Genomic DNA, 21,812 nt, shown 5'->3' on the forward strand with positions numbered 1-21,812 from the left:
TGCCAATGAATGCATATGTTAAACCGATAATGAGCAATGCCAGAAGCGCCAGCGCAGCACTCAGTCTCCCATACCGGATTCTTCTTCGTCCATGCGTCTTGGTTCGGCTTGTTCTATGCGGAATGCCGCCACTCTCTCCCGCTCTCTGTTGTTGAACTCTCACTTCCAGGCCACTTCCTTACTTTCATTTTTTCCCGATTATTGGTACATTATATCGTTTCATGTCTCTATATAGAAGATTAATAGAAAAATGGCCCTGGAGAATGACAGAATAGTTACAAGCCCGGTTACAATCTACTTATCTATTTCTTCTCTTCATCTTTTCTTGCGGATGCATTGTCCTGTATAATAAATTGATTTACGCCATTTGACTTCAAGAAGGAGCTACATCCATGACTAGCTTGAACCGTGCCGGCAGATCGATCTATCTGCTATTCTTTGTCGGCATTATTGCCATTTCATTTTCTTCCATCTTTGTACGCTGGTCCACAGCCGATGTCGCCGTCATTGCGATGTACCGACTGTTCCTCACCAATCTGCTGATGCTGCCTTTTGTCTGGAAATTTCGGCACGAGATGATGCGTTTGAACTTCAGACAGTGGGCTTTATTGCTCGCATCCGGCGTGATGCTGGCACTGCACTTTCTGCTCTGGATGGGATCGCTTCGGCTCACGAGTGTAGCCAGTTCAACGGTCATTCTCGCTTTGGAGCCTATATTGATTCTCGCCGGTTCCGTCTGGCTGTTCAAAGCCAAAATCAACCGCATGATGATCATCGGCATGGGCATCGCCCTGCTCGGATCGATCATTATTGGAGCTGGAGATTTCCAGTTGGCAGGCACAGCGCTGCGAGGTGATATTCTTTCTTTGCTCGGGACGATCGCCGTGGCGGTACATATGCTGCTAGGACAGTTTTTGCGCGCCGGACTTAGTGCCTTCTCCTATAACTTCTGGGTATTTTTCGTAGCTGCCTGTACGCTTGCGGTATATAATCTGGTTAATGGTCACCCGTTTGGCGGTTATGCGGCTTCCGAGTGGGGAATTTTCCTGTTACTCGCTATCGTGCCAACGATCTTTGGTCATTATCTCTTCAACTGGCTGCTTCAATATATGAATGCCACGACGGTATCCATGGGGGTACTGGGGGAACCTGTATTTTCTTCGCTGTTGGCCTGGATGCTGCTTGGTGAATCGCTCAATGGACTTCAGATGTCAGCCGGGGTTGTCATTATTTTCGGGGTATGGATCTTCATCCGGTATGGCAAAACCAAACCACAGCCTATTCCATCAGATGCTCCTCTAGCTGGAAAAGGGCCAGTCGAACCTACAGTGGTGTAACTTGTGTTTGTATTCGAATGTTTGTAAAAAACAACTGGAACTTCATCACGCAGGTTCCGGTTGAATCCATCCCATTACATATAAGGCGGTGTGTTTTCATGAAAAATATTGTATCCATGCGCTGGCTGCTCGCCAGAATGTATGAACCGGATGTCGTCATTGCCGATTGCCGATTCCTGCTCGGTCAACCGGATGCCGGAAGACAAGCTTACGAGGCTGGACATATTCCAGGTGCCGTTTATCTCGATCTGGAAAAGGATTTGTCCGCTCCTTTATCTACCCACGGCGGGCGTCACCCGCTTCCAAATCCGGCTTCTCTCGCAAATCGCCTCTCTAAAGCTGGCATCGGCTCGAATGCACGCATTATTGCCTACGATGACCAAGGCGGTATGAACGCATCACGACTGTGGTGGTTACTTCGTTATCTGGGACATGAACAGGTGTATGTCATGGACGAAGGCTTCTCGGCCTGGCAGAATGCCAAGTTCCCGGTGACCACGGATGTGCCGGTTCAGATTCCGGCTTCGTTTGAAGTGAATGTGCAGCCAAGACTGCTGGCAAGTGTAGAGGATGTGCAGAAAGCGTCTGCTGACGGCTCATCTGTATTAATCGACTCCCGAGATGCCCGCCGCTACGCTGGACTGGAGGAACCCATTGATGCCAAGGCTGGACATATACCAAGTGCTGTAAACTATTTTTGGAAAGATGTCTTGGATACCGATGGACGCTGGACGGGTGCTGGAGGATTAGAGGAACGTTTCAGTAAGCTGGACAAGGATGGAGCGATCATCGTGTATTGCGGCTCAGGCGTGTCCGCCTGCCCAAATGTAATTGCGCTGGAAGAAGCGGGATATTCGAATGTGAAGTTGTATTCTGGAAGCTGGAGCGACTGGATTAGTTATGATGAAAACCCGGTCGCTACTGGAGAGGAATAAAAGAATTAAGCGGATATACAGTAGGTAAGTTGGAGTACATCGGTCATGTGGCGATGTACTCTTTTTCTTGTTAGTGTGGTCCTAAAATCGGGAGAGTCGACAAGGGTCTAGTTCACTTCTTAATTCTTGATCGATGATTTCACTTGCAGCCAAACGAGCAATCAGCGGAGCCAGCGTAATTGCAGAATGCATCACTGTCAGATAAAGTCCCTTTATGTGATCTTGGAAGCCCACGATTGGATAGCCATCTTCAGGCATAGGTCTCATCCCGACCTTTATGTTTTCCAGTTCCAGTTGATTCCCGTCCTTCAGACTGCGACGCAACGTGTCGAATGCTCGCTTACCAACCGCCTCTGGTCCATTTTCCTCCGATTCGTCGATATAATCTTCCGCAGCCAGCAGCGTATAATCTGTCAGTTGACGCGCTTCAAATTGCGCATTTGAGATCAATGTACGTATCAATTTATTCTTAGTTTTCATCCGAATCAGAATGGAAGGCGACGACGTTACCGGCACAGGACAACCTAACGGGTTGCAAAGTTCGGAGACACCTATACCTGCGGCCAATACCACGACATCCGACTCCAGAAAACCGTTGGACGTATGAACGCCGACCAGGCGGGAATCTTCTTGCTGCAGCTGTGTAACGTTGGTACCGAACTGAACCTTTGCTCCGTACTCCTGCGCTTTGTTCAACAACAGCTCCGTTAACACTATAGGGTCTACTGCACCTTCTTCGCGGACATACATCGCTTCATCCGGATATTCCTTCAGATTCGGCTCCAATGCCTCAAGCTGCTCCCGATTTAATTTTTGAAAGTGGAGTTGCTCCCTTAGGGGCGGAGTGTCCCAAGTCAGCGCTCCATGCCAATGAATTTTTAATTCGGGTATCTCCTGCTGAAGCGCATGATATTCTTCCAAAGCTGTATCGTACAAATGCCAGTATTCGGGAGCCACTCTATGAGAAGTATGTATCCAGGCAAAAGATTTATCCGTGACTTCACATGCCGCGGCGAGGTGTCGTTCAATTAGGGTTACATCCTGGTTTCGTTTGGCAAGATGATAGGCCATTGACGCCCCGACAATCCCTGCGCCAATAATCACGATTTTTTGTTTGTTCAATAATGACTCCTCCTTTTCAGCCTATTGTAACATAGGGTCATGATATTCAGAGTTTATAACATATGATGGTGGCTGGAGTGACTGATTAGTTATGAGGAGATTCAAGTTGCTACAGTAGAGGAATAAAAAGAAGGCATCTGCTATCTTCTTTTACCAGGCGCATTTCTTTTTCAGTTCTCATAAACAGGTTTGCTATTTAAAACTAACTTCGACAGAACCCTTTGAGGATTCTTTAGTAATCTACAGAATTGACAAAAAATAGTTCATATACCCCGAAAGAATGGTACTATAAGGAAGTTGGAAATAGACTAAAGTCCTAAGGGGAGATAATATTTGGCTATAAACAAATGGTTAAGAAAAATTCTACTAGTTATGTTTTCTGTAGTACTACTCTCAATACCGATTATTTCGTTATTCCCAGATTATGCAGAAGCTAAATGCACATATGTAAGTGGTTATACAAAAAAGAATGGAACAAGAGTGAGTGGATACTACAGGGGATGCGGAACAGTAGATAGCAATTCAAGTTACAATTCTTACACACCTACATACACTGAAACTAAGAATTATTATGGATTATCAAACACAATCAATTTGTACAAAGGACAGAATTATGCAGGAACCACCGATACAGATAGTTTAGTTTACGTAAACGGATATTATCGAAAAGATGGAACTTATGTCAGACCTCACTACAGAACGCATCCTAACAATTATATCAATGACAATTTCAGTTATCTTGGAATTTCTTCACTGATTCCACATTCGAAGTATCCAAGATTCAGCTTTAACAGTGATGAAAATATTACTTTGAGAGAAAACTACTTACTTTATAGTCTTTCTGACTACAACTTAAATGAAAAACAGCTTAACATCTTAAAAACTTATTCATTGAATCTTAAAGAAGCTGAATTGGACGGACAGTTTGAACAGAATATAATTACGACTGGTAAGCAACTCTACACTTCTCTTGGTCTCGATGAAGTTACTGCTTATAATAAGATTAAATTTGATCTTACTGGAAACCTATCCTTTGAAGATTATCTATATAACGTAGCCTATAGCTTTAATCCAACTTTTAAAAAGTCGTTTGGAGATTTCCCTATTCTCGAGACTTATGCATACCTTTTAAAAGAATCTAAAAATGATTCAAATATGTTAAAAATTGCTAAAAATTATGGTAGCAAGTTTTACAAATTTATTGGTGCAGATGCTTTAAGTATAGAGAGTCAGATAGAAATGGATTTGTTACAAACATTTGAATTCAATCAATCTGTCCCTTTGATGCCGCCCTTTTCTCAATTAAATACGGCTAGCGGTGCCTTAACCAAGGAAGCAGTTAGAACCTATTTAATAAATGAAGGAGCACATCTTAACATAGTGTTTAATTCAAATGTTATTCTCGACGCTATATCTTATCAAGTATCTTTAGAACTTCTTTATAACGGATCGTATTCATTCTTAAATTCGTCACTCATAGAAGGAATAAAATTTTATACGAAATACGGATTAAGTACGGATGAAGCAAGAAATCAAACTATTAAGGACATCAACGTAATTTTAGCAAGTTAAAATATCAGTTGGAGAGATTTTCAGATATTATTCAATCACTTCAAACTGCACATAAACTCTGCAGGCTGTATGCGGGAAGCTGGAGCGATGGATCACAATCTCATGCTACTGAAGAAGAATAGAGGAGAATGGCTTGACAAAAGCCCACGCTGCATGCGGGCTTTTTGTGTTCCGTAGGTTCTTTCCACAAACCATAATTGGTCGATCTGTGGTTAAAGTTTCAAATCAAGTTCCTCAAGAGCAGGTATAGTCTTATAGGCGTAAAGTAAAACTCCCAAGCTCTTCAGTAGAAACTGAGTGTTTCTAATACCTAGGGTAACCTTAACTGGCGGTGGCAATCGAAAGTGGATATGAAATGCCGTCAATATGCGCAGCAGCCAGAAGCTAACAGCCATTTGCCTTCCCCCCAATAAGAGCAAAGATGATGCAGGTCATTTTTTTAAAATCGATAGATTTCCAACCTCATTCTGATACTTATGGATATAACGGATATAATCTTGTGCACTTTGGTTAATTTCTTCATCGGTAGCTTGAAATGAGGCACCAAAGACTGCAAAATACGGTAACGCTACGGTGCCAACATGATTGATGCTGGCTTTGAATGGAGTGACTACCTCATCTACAGTAAAGGACACTGAACCATCCCGCTTGTAAATTTTCCTTCTTATCACCAATGGACATGGCCAAGCCCAACTTTTTCCCTTGCAGCTTGTTTCCTGATGATCCATACGCCCATCCATAAGTAAAAACATCATCTAACCACTTTTTCAGCAAAGGTGGATAGCTATACCAATACAATGGAAACTGCAGAATAATATGATCAAATGCCTCCAGCAACTTCTGTTCTCTGGAAACATCAATGTTCCAGTCAGGATAAGCTTTATAAATCTCATGAATTGTAATATCGCTTGAGTGTTGCAGCAGCTCCTCTTTCCAGCGTTGATTTACTCTTGAGACTTCAATATTCGGATGTGCCAGAATGACGAGTGTTTTCATGATTAACATTCCTTTCTCGGTTCAACTACAGACTTTCTTTTTCGAATACGGCCATTATCATATGGGCTTGATAAAAAGAAAATACACACTCGAAAGTAAGATGGTTACTTGAAAGTGTGTATGGACTTCATCAGCCCTATTGTGAGAAAATGAATAGTTATACCACATCAACACGAGGTAACCTGAACGAGGGGATATATCATTAAACAATATAACCTGGGAATCGAAGCGACACTTGAAATTATTGGCGGCAAATGGAAAGCGCTAATCATATGTTTATTAATGTCCGGCGTGAAAAGGACAGGCGAATTACAGCGCAGTATAGACGGTATCTCGCAAAAGGTCCTGATCCAGCAATTACGCGAGCTTGAGAGGGATGGCCTAGTCAGAAGACATGTGTACCAACAGATGCCGCCCAAAGTCGAATACAGCCTTACGGAGTATGGAGTTACCCCCAATAAGGTTGTGGATGTAATGTGTACATGGGGGCGCGAAAATATAGCATTAAGGCAACAACAAGGAGAAGAAATTATACTGCTGGAAAATAAAGAGCTTGCTTTTTGAGCGGGTACCCATAGACTGACACTTTAAAAAGAAGGAGCATTTTAATTGAAAACCTATCTCGTATTCGGTGCTAGCAAAGGATTAGGAGATGCATTTGTGAGGGGTGTGCCCGAGCAAGGCGATAAAGTATGGGTAGTGTCTCGAACGGAACCTGATAATTTGAAGCTTAACGATGGTGTAGAACGAATATGGATACAGGCAGATCTGTCTGATCTCAATGCAGCCACACTTGTAGTCGATAAACTCCAGAACGAGGCGCTGGATGTTCTCATTTACAATGTAGGCATTTGGGAAAAAGAGGGGTTTGAGGACCACTATACGTTCGATAAGGACAACCCTGCCGACATCAGTAATCTGATTCATGTGAATATAACATCCGCTATTGTATGCATTCAGGCATTATTGCCCCATCTCCGACAATCCATAGCTGGCAAAATAATTCTTATCGGCTCGACTGCAGGTCTAAGCAATGCAAACAGTAGCCAGGTTTCTTTTGTAGCCTCCAAATTTGCCATTCGAGGGATTACGGAGGCCTTGAGAGAACATACAAGACACGACAGGATCGCGGTTACGTGTATTAACCCGGGTGAACTTGCAGCTGAAGTTCCATATAAAGATGGCATTGACCGCGCTCTTTCCGAGTATAATGGTACACGCATCCCTCTTCAGGATATGGTTTCTATCGTAAAATGCATCGTCAGCCTGTCCAAAGCAGCCTGCGTAAAAGAGATCAACATTCCGGCGATCACGGATATAAACGCATAATCGAATCGAATTGCTAGCGCGATTATAAAAAAATATGGCAGCCAGAGAAAAATAAACACACAAAGAGCGCGTTTGATACGTGCTCTTTGTGCTGGCAACAAGGTGTTGTGCGAATTTATACTGTTTAGGGATTGCCTCGGTTCACCTCATTTTTCAAACCTCGTTGCTATACTTTAGTCCTGTCCCTACTGGGCTAGAGTCTTGATCAAAAACTGGGCTGGAGTTTGTTCTGATCAGGATAGATCCACTGTTATACTGCAAAGCGACATACATATTTTGATTAAAGGAGCTATCACAATGAGAACAAATCTTAGCACCAACCCTAACACAGGTTCAGACGAGGAAAAGGCTCAGATTCAATCGGCCAGGCGGGGGCTGTATGTATACTTCGCCATGCTCATCCCGCTCTCCATCCTCAGTTATGTACTGATCATGAAAGCACCGATTTTCGGCCTGCTGCTCATGTGGACACCGGGCTTGTCCTCCATCTTCGCCCGTATCGTGTTGCGTGAAGGCATCTCAGACATTTCCCTGCGGATTGGAGGGAAGCAAACATTGAAGTCGTTACCCTTCATTCTGCTGTTTCCAGTCGTCATTGGTTTGTTTGCTTATGGAATTGCCTGGATTACGGGACTGGTCCAGTACGTCACACCGGATTCATTCATTCAAGGCCCATCTGGCGTTATCCTTGCAGGAACTATACTTTTTCAGATGTTTGCGGGTACTGCAATAGGTGTGATCAGCAGTTCAGGAGAAGAAATTGGCTGGAGGGGATATATGCTCACTCGACTAATCAACGCCCGTGTACCTAGACCCGTGCTGACGAGCGGAATTATTTGGGGTGTATGGCACCTTCCCGTAATGCTTTTTGCAAATTATTATTCCGGTCCATATCCGGCCTTATCAGTTGTCCTCTTTATGATTTCAGTAACCTCTTTCAGTTATATGATCAGCCGATTGCGCTTAACAACGGGCAGCATATGGCCTGCGATTCTCCTTCATGCATGTTGGAATGCCGTGATTCAGGATGCCTTCGATATATCTTCCAGTGGCAAGAACGTTCTGCTATGGACTGGAGAATCGGGAATATTAGTGGCTCTTGCCTTGCTCATTGCAGCATGGGTGATGTCGAGAAAGCCACTTGTCATGAGACAGCTTTAAACAAATGCTATTGCTATAGGTAAGGATGTATAAAACTTTTTTTAGAAGACGATGTTGTTGTATTTCAGTCTAGTTAGCCACTGGGTATAACCCAATGGCCCAATAACGTCTTTGAAACAGACGTGGGTGACGGAATTCAGAGCTACGATGAAAACGGTTGCCTGGGGAAGAAAACCAAAGTCTAAAGATTGACCAAAAGCCCGCACAGTAGCGGGCTTTTGGGATTTCCCTCCTGGACCCTGTGATTTCAGGCTAGATCAGCGGGGGGTGTTTTGAGATTAAAGGTTGACAAGTGCATATGAGCTTTTGTGCTTTTGTGCTTTTTGGATATATATATGTTTCATTGCCCTGTTGAGCAGCTCATTACTGACATGTCACGTTGAGTCTGTCATATATTCCACCAGCGCCTGCAGTGAATAATCGGAGGTTGAGCACAGCAATATGCTTCCGGCCGCTTGCGGCAGTACGGCGTCATCATAGGGATTGCGCAGCACCAGATTCAGCAGTGGTTTAACCGCAGCCAAGCCTTCGGCCAGTACCAGCTGACCTGTGAACAGATGAGCATTAAGGGTGCCCTGGATAAGGACATCCGCATCAGCAGCTTGCTGTACCAGGAATTCTATCTCCTCCGCATCCGGCTTCATCGCACAGTAGCGCGTCTCCACAGCTATGCCTTTAGCCTTTAACAAGGAGGCCAGCCTGATCTCGGCAGAGCCACTATTATCGGCTCGGGTCAGCTGCTCCTGCTGCGGTAGTATCAGCAAATATTTCAGCGAATCCTTGAGTGGGAGCAGGCCCTGCGGGTCCCGGCTGACTTTCACGGTCATACGAGCAAGTTTCAGTGCCGTTTCCTCCCACTGCTCTCTGGGAATCGGCTGTGCCGCTGCTCGGTACTGCTGGAATTGGTCATACAGCTGCCGAATACGAAGAACCGACTCGTCGATTCGTGCCTCGCTGATGCGCCCATCCCGTACAGTGGCCAGAATACCCGCGACCACCCGACTCTGAAACTCCGGCGTATGGCACATCAGGATCATATCGTTCCCTGCCTGAACGGCCAGCACACCCACGTCTTCCGGGCTGAAATTTTTACGAATTGCTCCCATTTCGATATCATCGGTGCAGATTACCCCCGTAAATCCCAACTGCTTCCGCAGCAGTTCCGTGGCAAAGAAAGGGCTTAGTGAGGCCGGAAGTCCGCCAGATTGCGGAATGTTGGGAAACACCAGATGCCCCATCATGATCGAATCTGCCCCGGCTTCAATCGCCTCCATGAAGGGAAGCAGCGGACCTTCCCTTAACTGTTCAAGCGTTAGTTCACATTCAGGCAGAACAATATGCGAGTCCCCGCTTACTTGCCCGTGGCCGGGAAAATGTTTTGCCGTCACGGCCACACCTGCTTCATGCATTCCCTCTATATATGCTCGACCGAACCGGGCTACCAGCTGTGGGTCCTCTCCGAAGGAGCGAACACCCACAACCGGATTATCTATATTCGTGTTCACATCCAGCACAGGTGCCCAGTTCATGGGAATACCAAGGGCGTGCAGCTCACTGCCAATAATTTTACCGAGCAAACGGGCAGCTTCCTGATCTTCACTCAACCCGACTGCCCGGTTGCCAGGGATATAGGGGAAAAAGGACTTAAACTTGGACAAGGTGCCGCCCTCTTCATCTACCGAAACATAATAAGGCATAGGGCTTCCGTTATCTCCCGTTATGTTCTTCACTTCTGCAAGCAGCGCATGTGTTTGCTGCTCGCTCTCAATATTATGGGGAAAGATGCCGATGCCCCCGAATCGGTGCTCTGCCATTCTGCCACGAAAATCCGGCTCGGCCCGAGTCGATGGAGTGCCTATTACGCACATCATGGCTATTTTGTCTTCCAAGCTCATTGCTGTTATATCGAATGGTGTCGAAATTTCATTCAGACCCAGTTCTTGATAAAGTGTGCGCTCCAGATAATCATGTAGATAGAACCTGGATTTCACAAAATGCTCCGCCATATCCGAGGGCTGGTAACGCTCCAGCGCAGCCTTCATCCGAGGGAAGACACCATCACGCCCGCGACGGTTTCTCGTATAATTGTTATGGAGCGAGCGCCACTCCGCATCGTCCCCGGGATATAGTTCCCAGCGGTAGGCATATTTGTGAATGGCTCTCGAACGGTCTGTTGCCACCTCAAAATCATGCATAATTGTAATCAGTTCCGCTTCTTCCTTATGCTCGCGCACTTCGTCCATCAGCTTCCAGATCACATCATAATAATCCTCCACCCTGTAATTGCCGAGAAGGTTGTGTCCGGTAACAGGATCAATGCCATGAAACCGTTCCAGAAAACGGTCGATGAAGGTAGCCGCATCCGCTTTGCGATTCCAGGCCAAATCCGCATGCAGCAGCATGGGGTACCAGGTGGTTTCAAAAATACCATACGGAACACCGAGGCTGAAAGGCCCCGTCCAGTTGGTCGCAACCACGCAGTCAAGATTCAGATTGTCGGCTGTCTCTGCCCACTGAAGCAAGTTGTCTGTCCGGTTCAGCAGTACCGGATAATTCTGATGTTCAGCCCAGTCAAAACTGCGGACTGCTGGCGCTCCCATAACTTCAATGCCGAACGACCTGAATTTATCCGCATGCGAAGTAACCTCAGCTTCAATATTGCGCCCGTTGTAGATCCAGATCATGGCGACACTTCGCTGATCCAGCTTAGCCAATTCCTCTGATGGACATTTGTCCAGCATGTCATGCCAAAAAATCGGCTGTTTTCCCCGTTCTGCCGTAAATGCAATCAGACGGTTCAGAAAGGCGATAAACGCTCGTTCCCGCACGCCTCCAAACTCGATTTTGCAGCGTTCGCATTCGCAAAGGCTGTAGACCTCATCACAGCCGAGGTGGATATAACGCGAGTCCGGGTGGGCATCAATCATCTCCCCGAGCAGCTTAGTAATCAACCCAAAAGTTTCCGGATGCGATGGGCAGATCTCCCCGATGGACTGCTCTGTCTCGCGAAGATGCCGCCAAGCTTCGTGACGCAAAACATATTCCAGATGTCCAAAGCTCTGCTGGAGCGGAATAATCTCTATAAAATGCTCATGGGCGTTCCGCTTCAATTCTTCCAGCTGTGAAAGACTTAGCGCATGCCTGGGATGTGCGAACTCGGGATGTGTCCTGAATGGAAATTTATCCTCGTATTCAATCAAAATCGCGTTGGTCTTATAACGGGCGAATTCAGCCAAATACCCCGTCAGCAGTTCCGGCTTCGAGAACGTCTGACGCAGGTCGAAATTCATGGCCCGCAAAGGTATATCCGGCCAGTCCGTTATAGACACCGCCGGGATGACACCATCCGGTCCGTACAGCTGCACCAGTGTCTGCAATCCGTAAAATAGCCCCGCCGCATCCAGTGCATACACCTCAGCCCTTCCGGTCAATACCTCCAGCTTATATCCTTGTGGATGTCCGGCAAGCCCGGCCGGGTCTGTCTCGTCTTTCCCGATGAATGAACTGACATCAGAGATGACCAGGCCCTTCGGTTGTGCTCCCATAGCTTCAGGAGCTTCATGAACCGTTTGAGCTTCTTGGGCTTCATGAATTGCATAGGCTTCCTGCACCCCATCGACTACCTGCTGCGTTTCCTGTCCTGAAAGACGTTCGATTACTAGTAAAAAACCCTTTTCTATCATGGAGCATGTATACGCCATCCCCGGAAATGCCCGACGACAATGAATTTCTAATCTGGGATCATCCTGTTCCATGAAAAGACTCAGTCTTTCCTCACCATTCAGTCGTAAGGGACCTCCCTCGGTCGCTGCAATCTGTTTCGGTTGCGGTATCAAGCTCTGCATCGCTCTCCCCCTATTCTTGGCTCTGTGTACTGATTCGGCCGTTCTTCCAGCACTGCAAAACACTCAACTTTCCACCGTCCATGTTGAAGCTAACGATATCCGCAGGGGCTCCGATCGCAAGTCCTGCGGCCTGTTCGAGGCCAAGCAGCCGGGCCGGATGCACCGATGCACAATCCCAGGCATCAGCAAGCCCTGTAAGCCCCGCTTCCACGAGATATCCCACCTGATCCGGCAGCATCATCGCCGACCCAGCCAACAGCTCCGGTTGGCCGGCAAGGTGCAGCCGACCTTCTGCCGTCAATACCACATCTCCGCCGATATGCAGGTGGTAGGAACCTGGTGGCATACCGCTCAACGAGACGGCATCGCTGACCAGAATGGCGCGGTTCCGTTTCATCCGGAGAATTACGGCCAACACGGACAGTGGAAGATGCTGACCATCGGCAATCATGCAGCCATATAGCTCATCGGCCGCCAGCTGTTCCCACAAGTAGTTGGGATGACGCGGAAGTATCAGGTGTGCGCCGTTACCAAGATGTGTAGACATCACTGCTCCTGCGGAGACCGCTTCCCTGATCTGCTCTGGCGTTGCTGCTGTATGTCCAATCGAGACCAGTATGCCGGATTCGCAGCACCGGGCGATAAATGAAGCTGCACCAGGCCACTCCGGGGAAAGGGTAATGATGCGAATCAACCCTTCGGCGGCTTCCTGCCAACAGCTGACTGCCTCCCAATCTGGGGGAACAATATGCTGCCTTGGGTGTGCGCCGCGTGGGCCATCCTCCGGCGAGAGGAACGGGCCTTCCAGATGAATGCCCGCAATTCCCCCTGCCGCATCCGGGTTCAGCCGAACGGCTTTTGCAATGGTGGAAACCGCCTCAGCCAGCCGTACGGAACTGTTTGTAATCAACGTTGGACAATAGTTTGTAACCCCTTGTCTTTGGAGCTTCCGGGTCAGCTGCAATACCGTATCCGGACACAGCGGGGCTGTGTTCAGATCCAGCCCCCAGCCGCCGTTTACCTGCAAATCCACCAGTCCTGGCGCAAGCCAGGGCAGGTAATCTACGGGAAGGGACACTTCAAGCTCAGTAACCTTAATGATGCGCCCCTCTTCAACTGCAACCTCAATGGGTTTCCCAGTCCGATAGTGCCTCCCGATCATAGATACGCTCACAGGCCGTAGGCTTCCCGGTCTGTGAACATCGTGATTCCGGGATGTGTACGCAGGATGGTGGCAGGACATGCCGTGCTGATCGGATCATGTAAAGCTGCAGCGAGCGCACTGCGCTTAGATGTCCCTGGCACAATCACAAACAGCTCCCTTCCAGCCATCAGTGCCGGCACAGTCAAGGTCAACGCCTCCGCAGGCACGTCATCCAATCGGGCAAAGCAACCATCATTCACCTGCTGACGGCGGCAGGCTTCGTCCAGCTCCACTGCTTTGACAACTCTCGGATCTTCAAAATTGGCAACTGGCGGATCATTGAAGGCAATGTGTCCATTTTCTCCGATCCCTAGGCAGACGATATCAATAGGAGCTTCACGCAACAGGTCTCCATATCTTTGACACTCCTGCTCCACATCGTGTAGCCCTTCCAATAGCTCCACCCGCCCAGGCTGCACCCGACTGAACAGCCGGTCCGTTAAATATCGGCCAAATCGCTGGGGAGCCGTATCCGCCAGGCCCATATATTCGTCCATATGAAAGGCACAGACCCGCGACCAGTCAATGCCTTGCTCACGTATCAGTCCCTCATATAATTCATTTTGCGAAGGAGCCGCAGCGAACACCATGCGAACCTGACGCTCTGAATCCTGAAGCAGCTGTCTTAATCGGGCCCCAACCGCAGCCGCAGCCGCTGCCCCCATCTGTTTCCGATCGGCATAAACCTGTACACACATGTGCTCAACGATGTGAGTCTTGATCGGTTTCACCAAATCATTCGCATTCATACGCTTCCTCCTCCTACAGGCTGTTTCTCTCCCGCCTTGATCAATTGCCAGCATTCAGCATCAGCAGCGTTGCGTGCGGCGAATCATGACCTGCTGCATAATAATAGCCGCTGTAACGGATTCTACGTGGTTCAAATCCAACCTGCCTTCCCTGCCCAACTGCTTCCGAGCCAAGCGTTACACTTCCAACCGATCCGGTGATCCCGCTGATGTAACGTCCCGCCGCATAAGTGAATCTCCCCTCGACTTTCGCCCCTGGAAGTACCACGCCTGTAGCATAATCTCTGACTTTCAGAGTGACGGATACCCCTGATCCGCTATAGACCAGATTCATGTCCGTGACAATCATAGGCTTCATTGTGGTACTACTGGTGGTCGCGGACACTTCATCAGTGAGTGGCCCACTATTGCCGCGCAGATCGCGGGCCGCAATACGGTAGTAGTATGTCGTACCCGGCAGCAGTCCCTTGTCCTGGTAATTCAGGGCGCGGGCGAATCCGACGATATCCGCTTCGGCAGGCGTGAACCCCTGCACGGTACTCCGATATATCACATAGCGTTCCACTTCCATGTTATCCGAAGCCATTCCATAATTCAGATGTACAGTCTGATAATCAGTGGCCTGAATAGACGGAACCCCTGAAAGGGCTGAAGGGGCCTCCTGGTCATCCGGCGCTGTCCACACTACACTACCTGGTCCCCAGTAAGAAGGAAGTGCCCGGTAGGAATCATAGTGATGGACAGCAATACCGCCGAAGCCGCTGCTCTGCCCGTAAGCTGCATACACCTTATCCAGCTCGGCTTCCATATGGATGCGGCCCTCCTCCCAGAAGGTAATAGTCTCCGGGTCGCCGCTATTGGCAATATCCAGCGTTTCCACACCAATGACCACGGAATTCGGCTTGCCAATCTGATCCGCATAAGCCAGTTCTCCAGCAGCTCCGGCAATAATGCCAGCGGAGCCATCCGCCGTATCCCGGTAATCCATAATGGAGATATAGTCGGAGATATCCTGAACATGCTCGGACAGCCACTTACTGGAGCCGTTCCACACAATATTTGCTGCTTGGTCCGATGTGTCATACCACTTGGGCACCGCTGGGCCGAACGGAAGCCGAATGCCTGCGGTGTCCCGGCGACCAATCATCTTTTGCAGGCCATCCAGGTATTCCTTCTGCAGGAAATGGCTCGGATCTTTAAAGTCGGGAGAGATATACGGCTCAATATCCACATTGATCCCGTCAAATTTCTCCGTATCCCCTGCTGTAAGATTGTAATTGATCACCTGCTCCATTTCCTCCACGGCATGATGGTGATATTTCTCGTAAGCGCCCATATACGCCGGTGTAGTGCCACCTGCAATTAGCGCGTGCACCTGTAAATTTTTGCTGTGCGCCCAGCTCACAAAAGAACGTAATTCCACTTCCTGCGCTTCCAGCGCATCGTATCCGGCATAACCGCCCACTGCGAGATAGAGTGTCTGGACTGGCGTTTGACCGAATGTCTGCGTATCGGTGATGAATGACTCCAGCACCTGGCGCGATCCAGGATTCAGCAGCAGCTTGTAACTCTCCGGTTCCCAGATCCACATGGCGCGCTCCTGTACAGGCAGGGGAACGGCAGTCTCATGCGTCCCGGTTCCAATCTGTGCGTACACGGTTGGACTATAACCGTATCGTTCCGGCGCACTGGCTGCTCTGGCCTCCAGACTGACCGTTCGATCGCCAAGCCCCGCCGTATCCCAGGTGTATATATACGCAGAGCCTTGCTGAGTGGCTTCCTCCCACGGCCCGCGGTTCACCCGAACCTCTACCAGCATGATTGGAAGTGGCGAACTGGTCTCGACAGACACCTCAACCTGACCGCTAAGAGACACGCCCTCGGACGGCCCGGTTATGGTTACAACAGGGACAGCCCCTGCCGGGTTATTAACAGTAATAATGGCAGGCTGGCCCCATACCCCGTAACGAGTAGACGTATCCAGTCCACGGACCACCAGTTCCACAGTCCCGTTATAGCCTGAGGTGTCCAGCATATAAGACCAGGTACCGCTGTCATCCCCATCTGGATCATTTAATACCACTTCGAATTGGGCCGTTCCGTCCACAAATAACCGAATGTCATACAGGTCGGTATAACTGCCTCCAATTTGCACCAGCCCTCCATCCGACACATATCCGCCCGCAGGCGCGTCCAGTGAAATTGAACCCGCCGCTTCTGCCTTGCCAGGGAAAGCTATTCCAATCGTCACCATACAGATCAACAGAAACAATCCCAATCTGAATCCGGAGTACACACGCAGATGCTGCTTTTTCATAAGCGAAGCCTCCTTTTGCCATTCTGTAATGGTCTAGGATTCCTGTGCCGTACATTCGCTCATTTCGCGCTCAGCTGAACATTCTGAACACGATCATACGCTTCCTTATAGGTGTTCAGCAGCTTATCTACCCCAAGACTGTTAATCTCCTCCACATACTTCTCCCAATCCGCCAGACTCCGGGAGCCGGTAACAAATTTGGCAAAGCTCTCGTCCCGGTGCTTCTTGATCGCCTGACCAGTAATGGATATGACTTCATTTTCTACTTCCGTAAAAGCAGGTCTTGGCTGCATTGCGGGAGGATCATATTTGACCACTTCTTCATAGGCATGCTTCAGATCGTCCGAGAACAGCGACAAATGGGCGTTAAAATCAATCCAGGTATAGGTCCCGCTGGTCTGAAGTCCTGTCTGTTTGCGCATTTCAATGACATCGTTATACTCCGGCTTGAACTTGATCGTATCGCCTTCCTTTATGAAGGTCTCCCCCTCTACCCCCCAACTGCTAAGCGTACGTCCTTCCTCGGAATAGAAAAAGTCCATGTACTTCATCACATCATCAATGTTCTTAGAGGTGGAGGCCACCGTCAATCCGCCTTCCATATAATGAAAGTATGGATTCAGCTGTTTGCCGCCTGAAATGCCTGCCGGAGGGGCCATAAACTGCATGTTGAACTCCGGATTCTCCTGCTGCATGGCATTATTGAAAAAATCAATCCGGCTGATATAATCAATGGTCACGAACGATTTGCCAGTAGAGACCATGTCCTGCCACTGCTTGGTTTGCAATGATAAGAAATCGGGCGGAACCAACCCTTCATCGTAAAAACTTTTCCACATCCCCACCATGCTCTTGTAGTTGTCTTCCGTCGGTCCATAACGCCATTCCTTTTGGTCAAAATCATAGTAGGCACCCTCACCGGTTTCGTAGTTCACCGTCATATTCGCATTCATCTCATCCGGAATCTGTCCGTAGCGGATCGAGAGCGGGTAACTGTCCGGGTATTTCTCCTTCAGCGTCTTCAGCGCCGCATGTAATTCTTCATAGGTTGTTGGAGCCTGAATGCCTTCCTTGTCAAAAACATCCTTACGGTACATCCAGATCATACGATTCGTCTCGCCGAAGCCCTGGTTGGGGAACATATACATTTTGCCGTCAGCGGACAGGGCAGCCTTCGCCTCCTCAGGATATTCCTTCATCCATGCCTTCAGATTCGGCATACTGTCCATATGCTCCATCAAATCCACCAGTGCGCCCTGTTGACCGAACTTATTCGAATCCTTGCGATTGGGCATATACATCAGATCAGGCAGCGTTTTGGAGGCAATCGCCAGGTTCAGGCTCTCATCCAGCTTGCCGGAAGGTGTCTGCACCTCCAGGGTGACACCGGTTTTTTCCTTCAGCCAGCTCCAAATGGGCCAGCTCTTGGAATAAGGGAACGTCGCATTATTGTCCAGCAGCGCCGTGAAGGTCTTTGCCGCCCCAGTGGAGTTATCGGTTATTCCGGTACTGTTCCCCTTGGTATCCGTTTGCGGGTCGGCACCATTACCGCCACTGCACCCTGCCACCATTGTTACTGCGATCAGCAGGGGAAGTATTACCGATTTCCATTTGCCCATAAGCGTCTCTCCCTTAATCTGAATTTGCGATGCATTCCTTGTTCGCCTATAGACTTTAGCCTTTGACCGCACCTACCATGGCTCCCTTGACGAAATACTTCTGTACAAACGGATAAATGACCAGAATAGGCAGCGTTGAGACCATGATGGTCGCATATTTGAGGGATTCCTCCACCACCAGGTTATCTCCTCCAATGGACGTTACGTCACCTGAACTTGCACTGCCAGCCAACACCAGATTACGCAGCAGCACCTGGAGAGGAAACAGATCGGGAGACCTTAGATAGAGCAATGGAAAGATAAAGTTATTCCACATGCCCACGGCATAGAAAAGGGCAATCGTGGCAAATGATGCCTTGGACAGCGGCACAATGATACGAATGAAGATGCCAATATCGTTCAGGCCATCCATGCGGCCCGATTCCTCCAGCTCTTTGGGGATACCTGAGAAGAACGTGCGCATCAGAATAAGGTTCCAGGTGCTGACTGCCCCCGGGAGAACCATGCCCCATACGGTGTCCACCAGATTCAGGGAACGGACCACCAGGAAGGTGGGAATCATCCCACCGCTGAAGAACATCGTAATTACAATCAAGACGGTGAAGCTATTACGCAGTGCCATGTCCTTTCTGGACAATGCGTAGGCTCCCGTTGAGGTGACCACAAGCGAGATTAGTGTACCAAGCACGGTGTAAATGATCGTATTGCGGTAAGCCGTCCAGATTTGCGGATCACCCAGCACCAATTTGTACATGCTCAGATTGAAGCCCTTGGGCCAGAAGGAAATATTGTTTTGGATGACATTCACATTGCTGCTGAGGGAAACCGCCAGCATATGAAGGAACGGATAGAGTGTGACCACCACAACAAATAGCAGAATCAGCGATGCCACAACGTTAAACCAGGAAAATCGGAGTGATTTCACGCCACACCTCTTTCTACCATAGACTGGTCTCGCTTAATCGGCGGCTGAGCCAGTTGGCCGTGTAGATAAAGATCAGACTGATGATTCCCATGAACAAATCAATGGATGCACCATAGCTGAAGTTCCCCTGTACCATGCCCACCCTGTAAACATACGTGCTGATAATATCCGCCGTATCGTAGATCGCCGGATTCTGCATCAGGAAGACTTTCTCGAAGCCGATCTCCAGCACTTTGCCGATATTTAGAATCAATGTAATGACGATCGCGGGAGATATACCGGGCAGTGTGACATGCCAGATTTTGCGCAACCGGCTTGCTCCGTCCATATCCGCGGCTTCATACAGCTGAGGGTCGATGGCCGTCAGCGCGGCCAGATAAATAATGGTCTCCCAGCCGATATGCTGCCAGATTTCCGACAGGACATAGATGCCCCGGAACAGCCCGGGTTCATTCATGAAATTGATGGGTCCGATGCCGATCCCTGCCAGCAAATTGTTAATTAGCCCTCCGGTTGGGGACAGGAACATAATCACCATACTTGCCACGATTACATTTGAGATGAAATGCGGCAGATAGCTGACCGTCTGTACAAAACGTTTGAATGCCGCTCTTCGTACCTCATTTAGCAAAATGGCCAGCAAGATTGGAGCCGGGAAGCCGAACACCAGCTTATACAGTCCCAGCAGAAACGTATTCTTCATCAGCGGCCAAAAATCGGGATTCTCCAGAAACATCCGGTAATATTTGAATCCCACCCAATCGCTGGCCCATATTCCTTTAAACAGATTGTAATCCTTAAATGTGATGACCAGACCAAACATCGGCGCATAGCGGAAGATCAAATAATACAGGAGACATGGCAGGAATAGCAGCCATAGCGCCTTGTTCCTGTTCCAGGTTCTGATCAAACGCGACTTCCGCCGAGGCGGCCGGTGCGCTTCCTTTTGCAGTGTGCGTTGCGTTACGCTAGCATCAGCCATCGGCATGCCCCCTCTTGCTTAGATGATTGTAATCGACTCGCATGTCAGATAACTTACCCTTGAATTCCCGGGCTGTTCTCCGAATTATAGCGATAATTCTTTAGAAAGCGCTATCTACATGTTATATAACTTTTCGCCTTTACTCCTTTTTTCCAGATTTCCGCGTATAATTCAGTAAAAGTGTATATTGTTTGTGTCAGATTTATGCCGCTATGATAGGATTAACCACTCGATCCGGGGCTGTACTCAAGGGGGAATATCATAATGAAGGGACTGTCTCAAAACACAATTCTAGCCTCACTCAATCGGATACTGGACAGCACACCAACGTCCGGGGGCTACACTCTTTTGCCCACTTTGAAAAAGGGGAAGGTTTCGCTGGGTGAACTACCGGGAACCGTCAGCTATGGAAGTGAAGAAATTACACATATCTGGGAAAGAGCAAGATCAGAGCGGTATTATGTGTACAGTACCGATTAAAACAAAAAATTGAAGAAGTGGGGTCGCGTGATATCAGCAAGATCAACAACTTGATCTAGAAGGAAGGTGGCGATACGTGGGAATGCCCGGCGATCAGGATGCTTACGTTACTCATATGAAAGCAAACCAACCACCGAAAGCGATTATGAAACGAAACTTCATCACTCAAGTGCGCAGACTGCACGGATTGTCCGATGAAAAACAGGTGTAAGTAGGCCGAACCTTCGCCCATTCACCGGATAAAGAGACGTAGAGCGGATTTCGCAACTGAAAAACATGATATGGGACAGTGGTTAGCACTTGCCATAGAAGACAACAATCCATTGGCTACAGGGAAATTCAATCAGTTAATTGTGCTCACCCATTCACCGTTATTCCAGATATCAGGATTGTTAATAGTCTGAAATTCTCCACGTACAGTGGAATCATAGCTATCCTTACTACTAGTATACCAATCAACAATAACTAACTTTCCATTCAAACTTTGCACAAGAAATTCAGTAGGTTCAGCAAAGTTACCTATATCCTTATGAACACGTGCATCTAATTTCAAATAGAAAAAACTCTTATCCCCTCCAACATAATCTACTTGACTAGCACCAATATCAACGCTTGTCACCTGATTATAAGTGAGCTTGTTCTTAAGGAATAAATCATATTGAGATGCCACTTTTTTTTGCGTATATTGTTTAAGGTTTTCGTTATCTATATAAGTATCGAAATCAATGTCCGAGCCGTTCCAAATCGCTTTGTAATATTCAGACAGAGCTTCTGTACACATTTTATAAGCCGTTTCAAAATCCCAAGCAGATAGATCACTTTCGTTCTGAGCTAAAAATTCTGAGGATACTTTTGATAAATCCCCTTTCGTACTTGGCGATATTTCAGTGTTATTAACGTCCTTCGCATTCATATCTCCTACGACAACAGAAATGTTATCTTCGTTGGTACTAGTATTAGTCTGTTCGCATGCACTAAGGGTAAATAAAATCAATAAAAACAGGTACGCACGTTTCATTGCATTTCCTCCAGTGAAAATATTGTTCAACTCCTGTAATTAAGCAGGGGAAGTTCTTTTTGAAGCACAACACTTCAACCAAAGATTGGAGTGAGACGTATCCTCTCTTGCTTAGTAGATTGTAAGTTGACTTGAATGTGAGGTAACTTCCCCTATAAATCCGGGGCCCATCTCCACATTATACCAGTTACCATTTAGAAAGCGCTATCTACATGTTATAT

At 48.0% G+C, this 21,812-nt stretch carries 17 protein-coding genes and 1 pseudogene; 8 read left to right on the forward strand and 10 right to left on the reverse strand.

What is annotated here, in order from left to right:
* The first annotated feature begins 392 nt into the window (after positions 1–392).
* The gene (locus AMS66_RS14065) at positions 393–1,337 is read left to right on the forward strand and encodes a DMT family transporter (RefSeq protein ID WP_053781389.1); all 945 of its coding nucleotides are present in this window, start codon (positions 393–395) and stop codon (positions 1,335–1,337) included.
* Positions 1,338–1,435: 98 nt separating this feature from the next.
* A complete protein-coding gene (locus tag AMS66_RS14070) occupies positions 1,436–2,272 on the forward strand; it encodes a sulfurtransferase (protein ID WP_053781390.1) in 837 nt (278 codons plus the stop codon).
* An 81-nt stretch (positions 2,273–2,353) separates the two neighbouring features.
* Here AMS66_RS14070 and AMS66_RS14075 read toward each other — a convergent pair whose 3' ends face one another.
* Complete coding sequence (locus AMS66_RS14075; protein ID WP_053781391.1) at positions 2,354–3,394, reverse strand: NAD(P)/FAD-dependent oxidoreductase; 1,041 nt, start codon at positions 3,392–3,394, stop codon at positions 2,354–2,356.
* Positions 3,395–3,727: 333 nt separating this feature from the next.
* On the opposite strand from AMS66_RS14075, the gene AMS66_RS14080 reads away from it, so the two are divergent.
* Entirely contained in the window at positions 3,728–4,966 is a 1,239-nt protein-coding gene (locus AMS66_RS14080) for a hypothetical protein (RefSeq protein ID WP_053781392.1), read from the forward strand.
* 431 nt (positions 4,967–5,397) lie between these two features.
* Here the strand turns inward: AMS66_RS14080 and AMS66_RS14090 are convergent.
* Positions 5,398–5,962 (reverse strand): annotated as a pseudogene (locus AMS66_RS14090) (NAD(P)H-dependent oxidoreductase).
* A gap of 198 nt (positions 5,963–6,160) precedes the next feature.
* Between AMS66_RS14090 and AMS66_RS14095 the strand changes: the two are divergent.
* The 3 genes from AMS66_RS14095 (at position 6,161) to AMS66_RS14105 (ending at position 8,452) form a co-directional block, all read left to right on the forward strand.
* A complete protein-coding gene (locus tag AMS66_RS14095) occupies positions 6,161–6,526 on the forward strand; it encodes a winged helix-turn-helix transcriptional regulator (RefSeq protein ID WP_236703418.1) in 366 nt (121 codons plus the stop codon).
* A 45-nt stretch (positions 6,527–6,571) separates the two neighbouring features.
* Positions 6,572–7,291: an SDR family NAD(P)-dependent oxidoreductase gene (locus tag AMS66_RS14100; protein WP_053781395.1), complete on the forward strand. Its 720-nt coding sequence runs from the start codon at positions 6,572–6,574 to the stop codon at positions 7,289–7,291.
* Positions 7,292–7,588: 297 nt separating this feature from the next.
* Positions 7,589–8,452 carry a type II CAAX endopeptidase family protein gene (locus AMS66_RS14105; RefSeq protein ID WP_053781396.1) on the forward strand — a complete coding sequence of 288 codons (864 nt, stop codon included), beginning with the start codon at positions 7,589–7,591 and terminating at the stop codon, positions 8,450–8,452.
* A 374-nt stretch (positions 8,453–8,826) separates the two neighbouring features.
* On the opposite strand, the gene nagZ is transcribed toward AMS66_RS14105, so the two are convergent.
* Genes nagZ through AMS66_RS14145 form a run of 7 tightly spaced genes read right to left on the reverse strand, consistent with a single transcriptional unit; the run spans position 8,827 to position 20,093 of the window.
* Positions 8,827–12,297: a beta-N-acetylhexosaminidase gene (gene nagZ, locus AMS66_RS33735; protein WP_236703391.1), complete on the reverse strand. Its 3,471-nt coding sequence runs from the start codon at positions 12,295–12,297 to the stop codon at positions 8,827–8,829.
* A gap of 10 nt (positions 12,298–12,307) precedes the next feature.
* Entirely contained in the window at positions 12,308–13,471 is a 1,164-nt protein-coding gene (locus AMS66_RS14120; RefSeq protein ID WP_236703392.1) for an N-acetylglucosamine-6-phosphate deacetylase, read from the reverse strand.
* The gene (locus AMS66_RS14125; protein ID WP_053781397.1) at positions 13,468–14,250 is read right to left on the reverse strand and encodes a glucosamine-6-phosphate deaminase; all 783 of its coding nucleotides are present in this window, start codon (positions 14,248–14,250) and stop codon (positions 13,468–13,470) included. Before AMS66_RS14125 ends, AMS66_RS14120 begins: the two co-directional genes overlap by 4 nt.
* A 40-nt stretch (positions 14,251–14,290) precedes the next feature.
* On the reverse strand, positions 14,291–16,567 hold the full coding sequence (locus AMS66_RS14130) for an Ig-like domain-containing protein (RefSeq protein ID WP_053781398.1): 2,277 nt from the start codon (positions 16,565–16,567) through the stop codon (positions 14,291–14,293).
* A gap of 59 nt (positions 16,568–16,626) precedes the next feature.
* Positions 16,627–18,186, reverse strand: a complete 1,560-nt coding sequence (locus AMS66_RS14135) for an extracellular solute-binding protein (protein WP_053781399.1) — start codon at positions 18,184–18,186, stop codon at positions 16,627–16,629.
* 55 nt (positions 18,187–18,241) lie between these two features.
* Positions 18,242–19,111, reverse strand: coding sequence for a carbohydrate ABC transporter permease (locus tag AMS66_RS14140; protein WP_053781400.1), 870 nt, complete (start codon positions 19,109–19,111; stop codon positions 18,242–18,244).
* A gap of 13 nt (positions 19,112–19,124) precedes the next feature.
* Positions 19,125–20,093, reverse strand: coding sequence for an ABC transporter permease (locus AMS66_RS14145; RefSeq protein ID WP_082350690.1), 969 nt, complete (start codon positions 20,091–20,093; stop codon positions 19,125–19,127).
* A gap of 264 nt (positions 20,094–20,357) precedes the next feature.
* Here AMS66_RS14145 and AMS66_RS14150 point away from each other — a divergent pair, with 264 nt between their 5' ends.
* A complete protein-coding gene (locus AMS66_RS14150; protein ID WP_053781401.1) occupies positions 20,358–20,573 on the forward strand; it encodes a hypothetical protein in 216 nt (71 codons plus the stop codon).
* A 76-nt stretch (positions 20,574–20,649) separates the two neighbouring features.
* The gene (locus AMS66_RS34360; RefSeq protein WP_144424492.1) at positions 20,650–20,784 is read left to right on the forward strand and encodes a YbdD/YjiX family protein; all 135 of its coding nucleotides are present in this window, start codon (positions 20,650–20,652) and stop codon (positions 20,782–20,784) included.
* 132 nt (positions 20,785–20,916) lie between these two features.
* Here the strand turns inward: AMS66_RS34360 and AMS66_RS14155 are convergent, their stop codons facing one another.
* Complete coding sequence (locus tag AMS66_RS14155) at positions 20,917–21,591, reverse strand: putative periplasmic lipoprotein (RefSeq protein ID WP_053781402.1); 675 nt, start codon at positions 21,589–21,591, stop codon at positions 20,917–20,919.
* Positions 21,592–21,812 lie beyond the last annotated feature (221 nt).

Origin of the sequence: Paenibacillus xylanivorans, assembly GCF_001280595.1 — a bacterium.
In the GTDB taxonomy this organism is placed as follows: domain Bacteria; phylum Bacillota; class Bacilli; order Paenibacillales; family Paenibacillaceae; genus Paenibacillus; species Paenibacillus xylanivorans.

Excerpts from the sequence above, each read along its gene's own strand:
- AMS66_RS14065 (WP_053781389.1), top strand. The coding sequence starts at position 393 with ATGACTAGCTTGAACCGTGCCGGCAGATCGATCTATCTGCTATTCTTT.
- AMS66_RS14145 (WP_082350690.1), bottom strand. The coding sequence starts at position 20,093 with ATGGCTGATGCTAGCGTAACGCAACGCACACTGCAAAAGGAAGCGCAC.
- nagZ (WP_236703391.1), bottom strand. The coding sequence starts at position 12,297 with ATGCAGAGCTTGATACCGCAACCGAAACAGATTGCAGCGACCGAGGGA.
- AMS66_RS14070 (WP_053781390.1), top strand. The coding sequence starts at position 1,436 with ATGAAAAATATTGTATCCATGCGCTGGCTGCTCGCCAGAATGTATGAA.
- AMS66_RS14155 (WP_053781402.1), bottom strand. The coding sequence starts at position 21,591 with ATGAAACGTGCGTACCTGTTTTTATTGATTTTATTTACCCTTAGTGCA.
- AMS66_RS14130 (WP_053781398.1), bottom strand. The coding sequence starts at position 16,567 with ATGAAAAAGCAGCATCTGCGTGTGTACTCCGGATTCAGATTGGGATTG.
- AMS66_RS14135 (WP_053781399.1), bottom strand. The coding sequence starts at position 18,186 with ATGGGCAAATGGAAATCGGTAATACTTCCCCTGCTGATCGCAGTAACA.
- AMS66_RS14105 (WP_053781396.1), top strand. The coding sequence starts at position 7,589 with ATGAGAACAAATCTTAGCACCAACCCTAACACAGGTTCAGACGAGGAA.
- AMS66_RS14150 (WP_053781401.1), top strand. The coding sequence starts at position 20,358 with ATGAAGGGACTGTCTCAAAACACAATTCTAGCCTCACTCAATCGGATA.
- AMS66_RS14125 (WP_053781397.1), bottom strand. The coding sequence starts at position 14,250 with ATGAATGCGAATGATTTGGTGAAACCGATCAAGACTCACATCGTTGAG.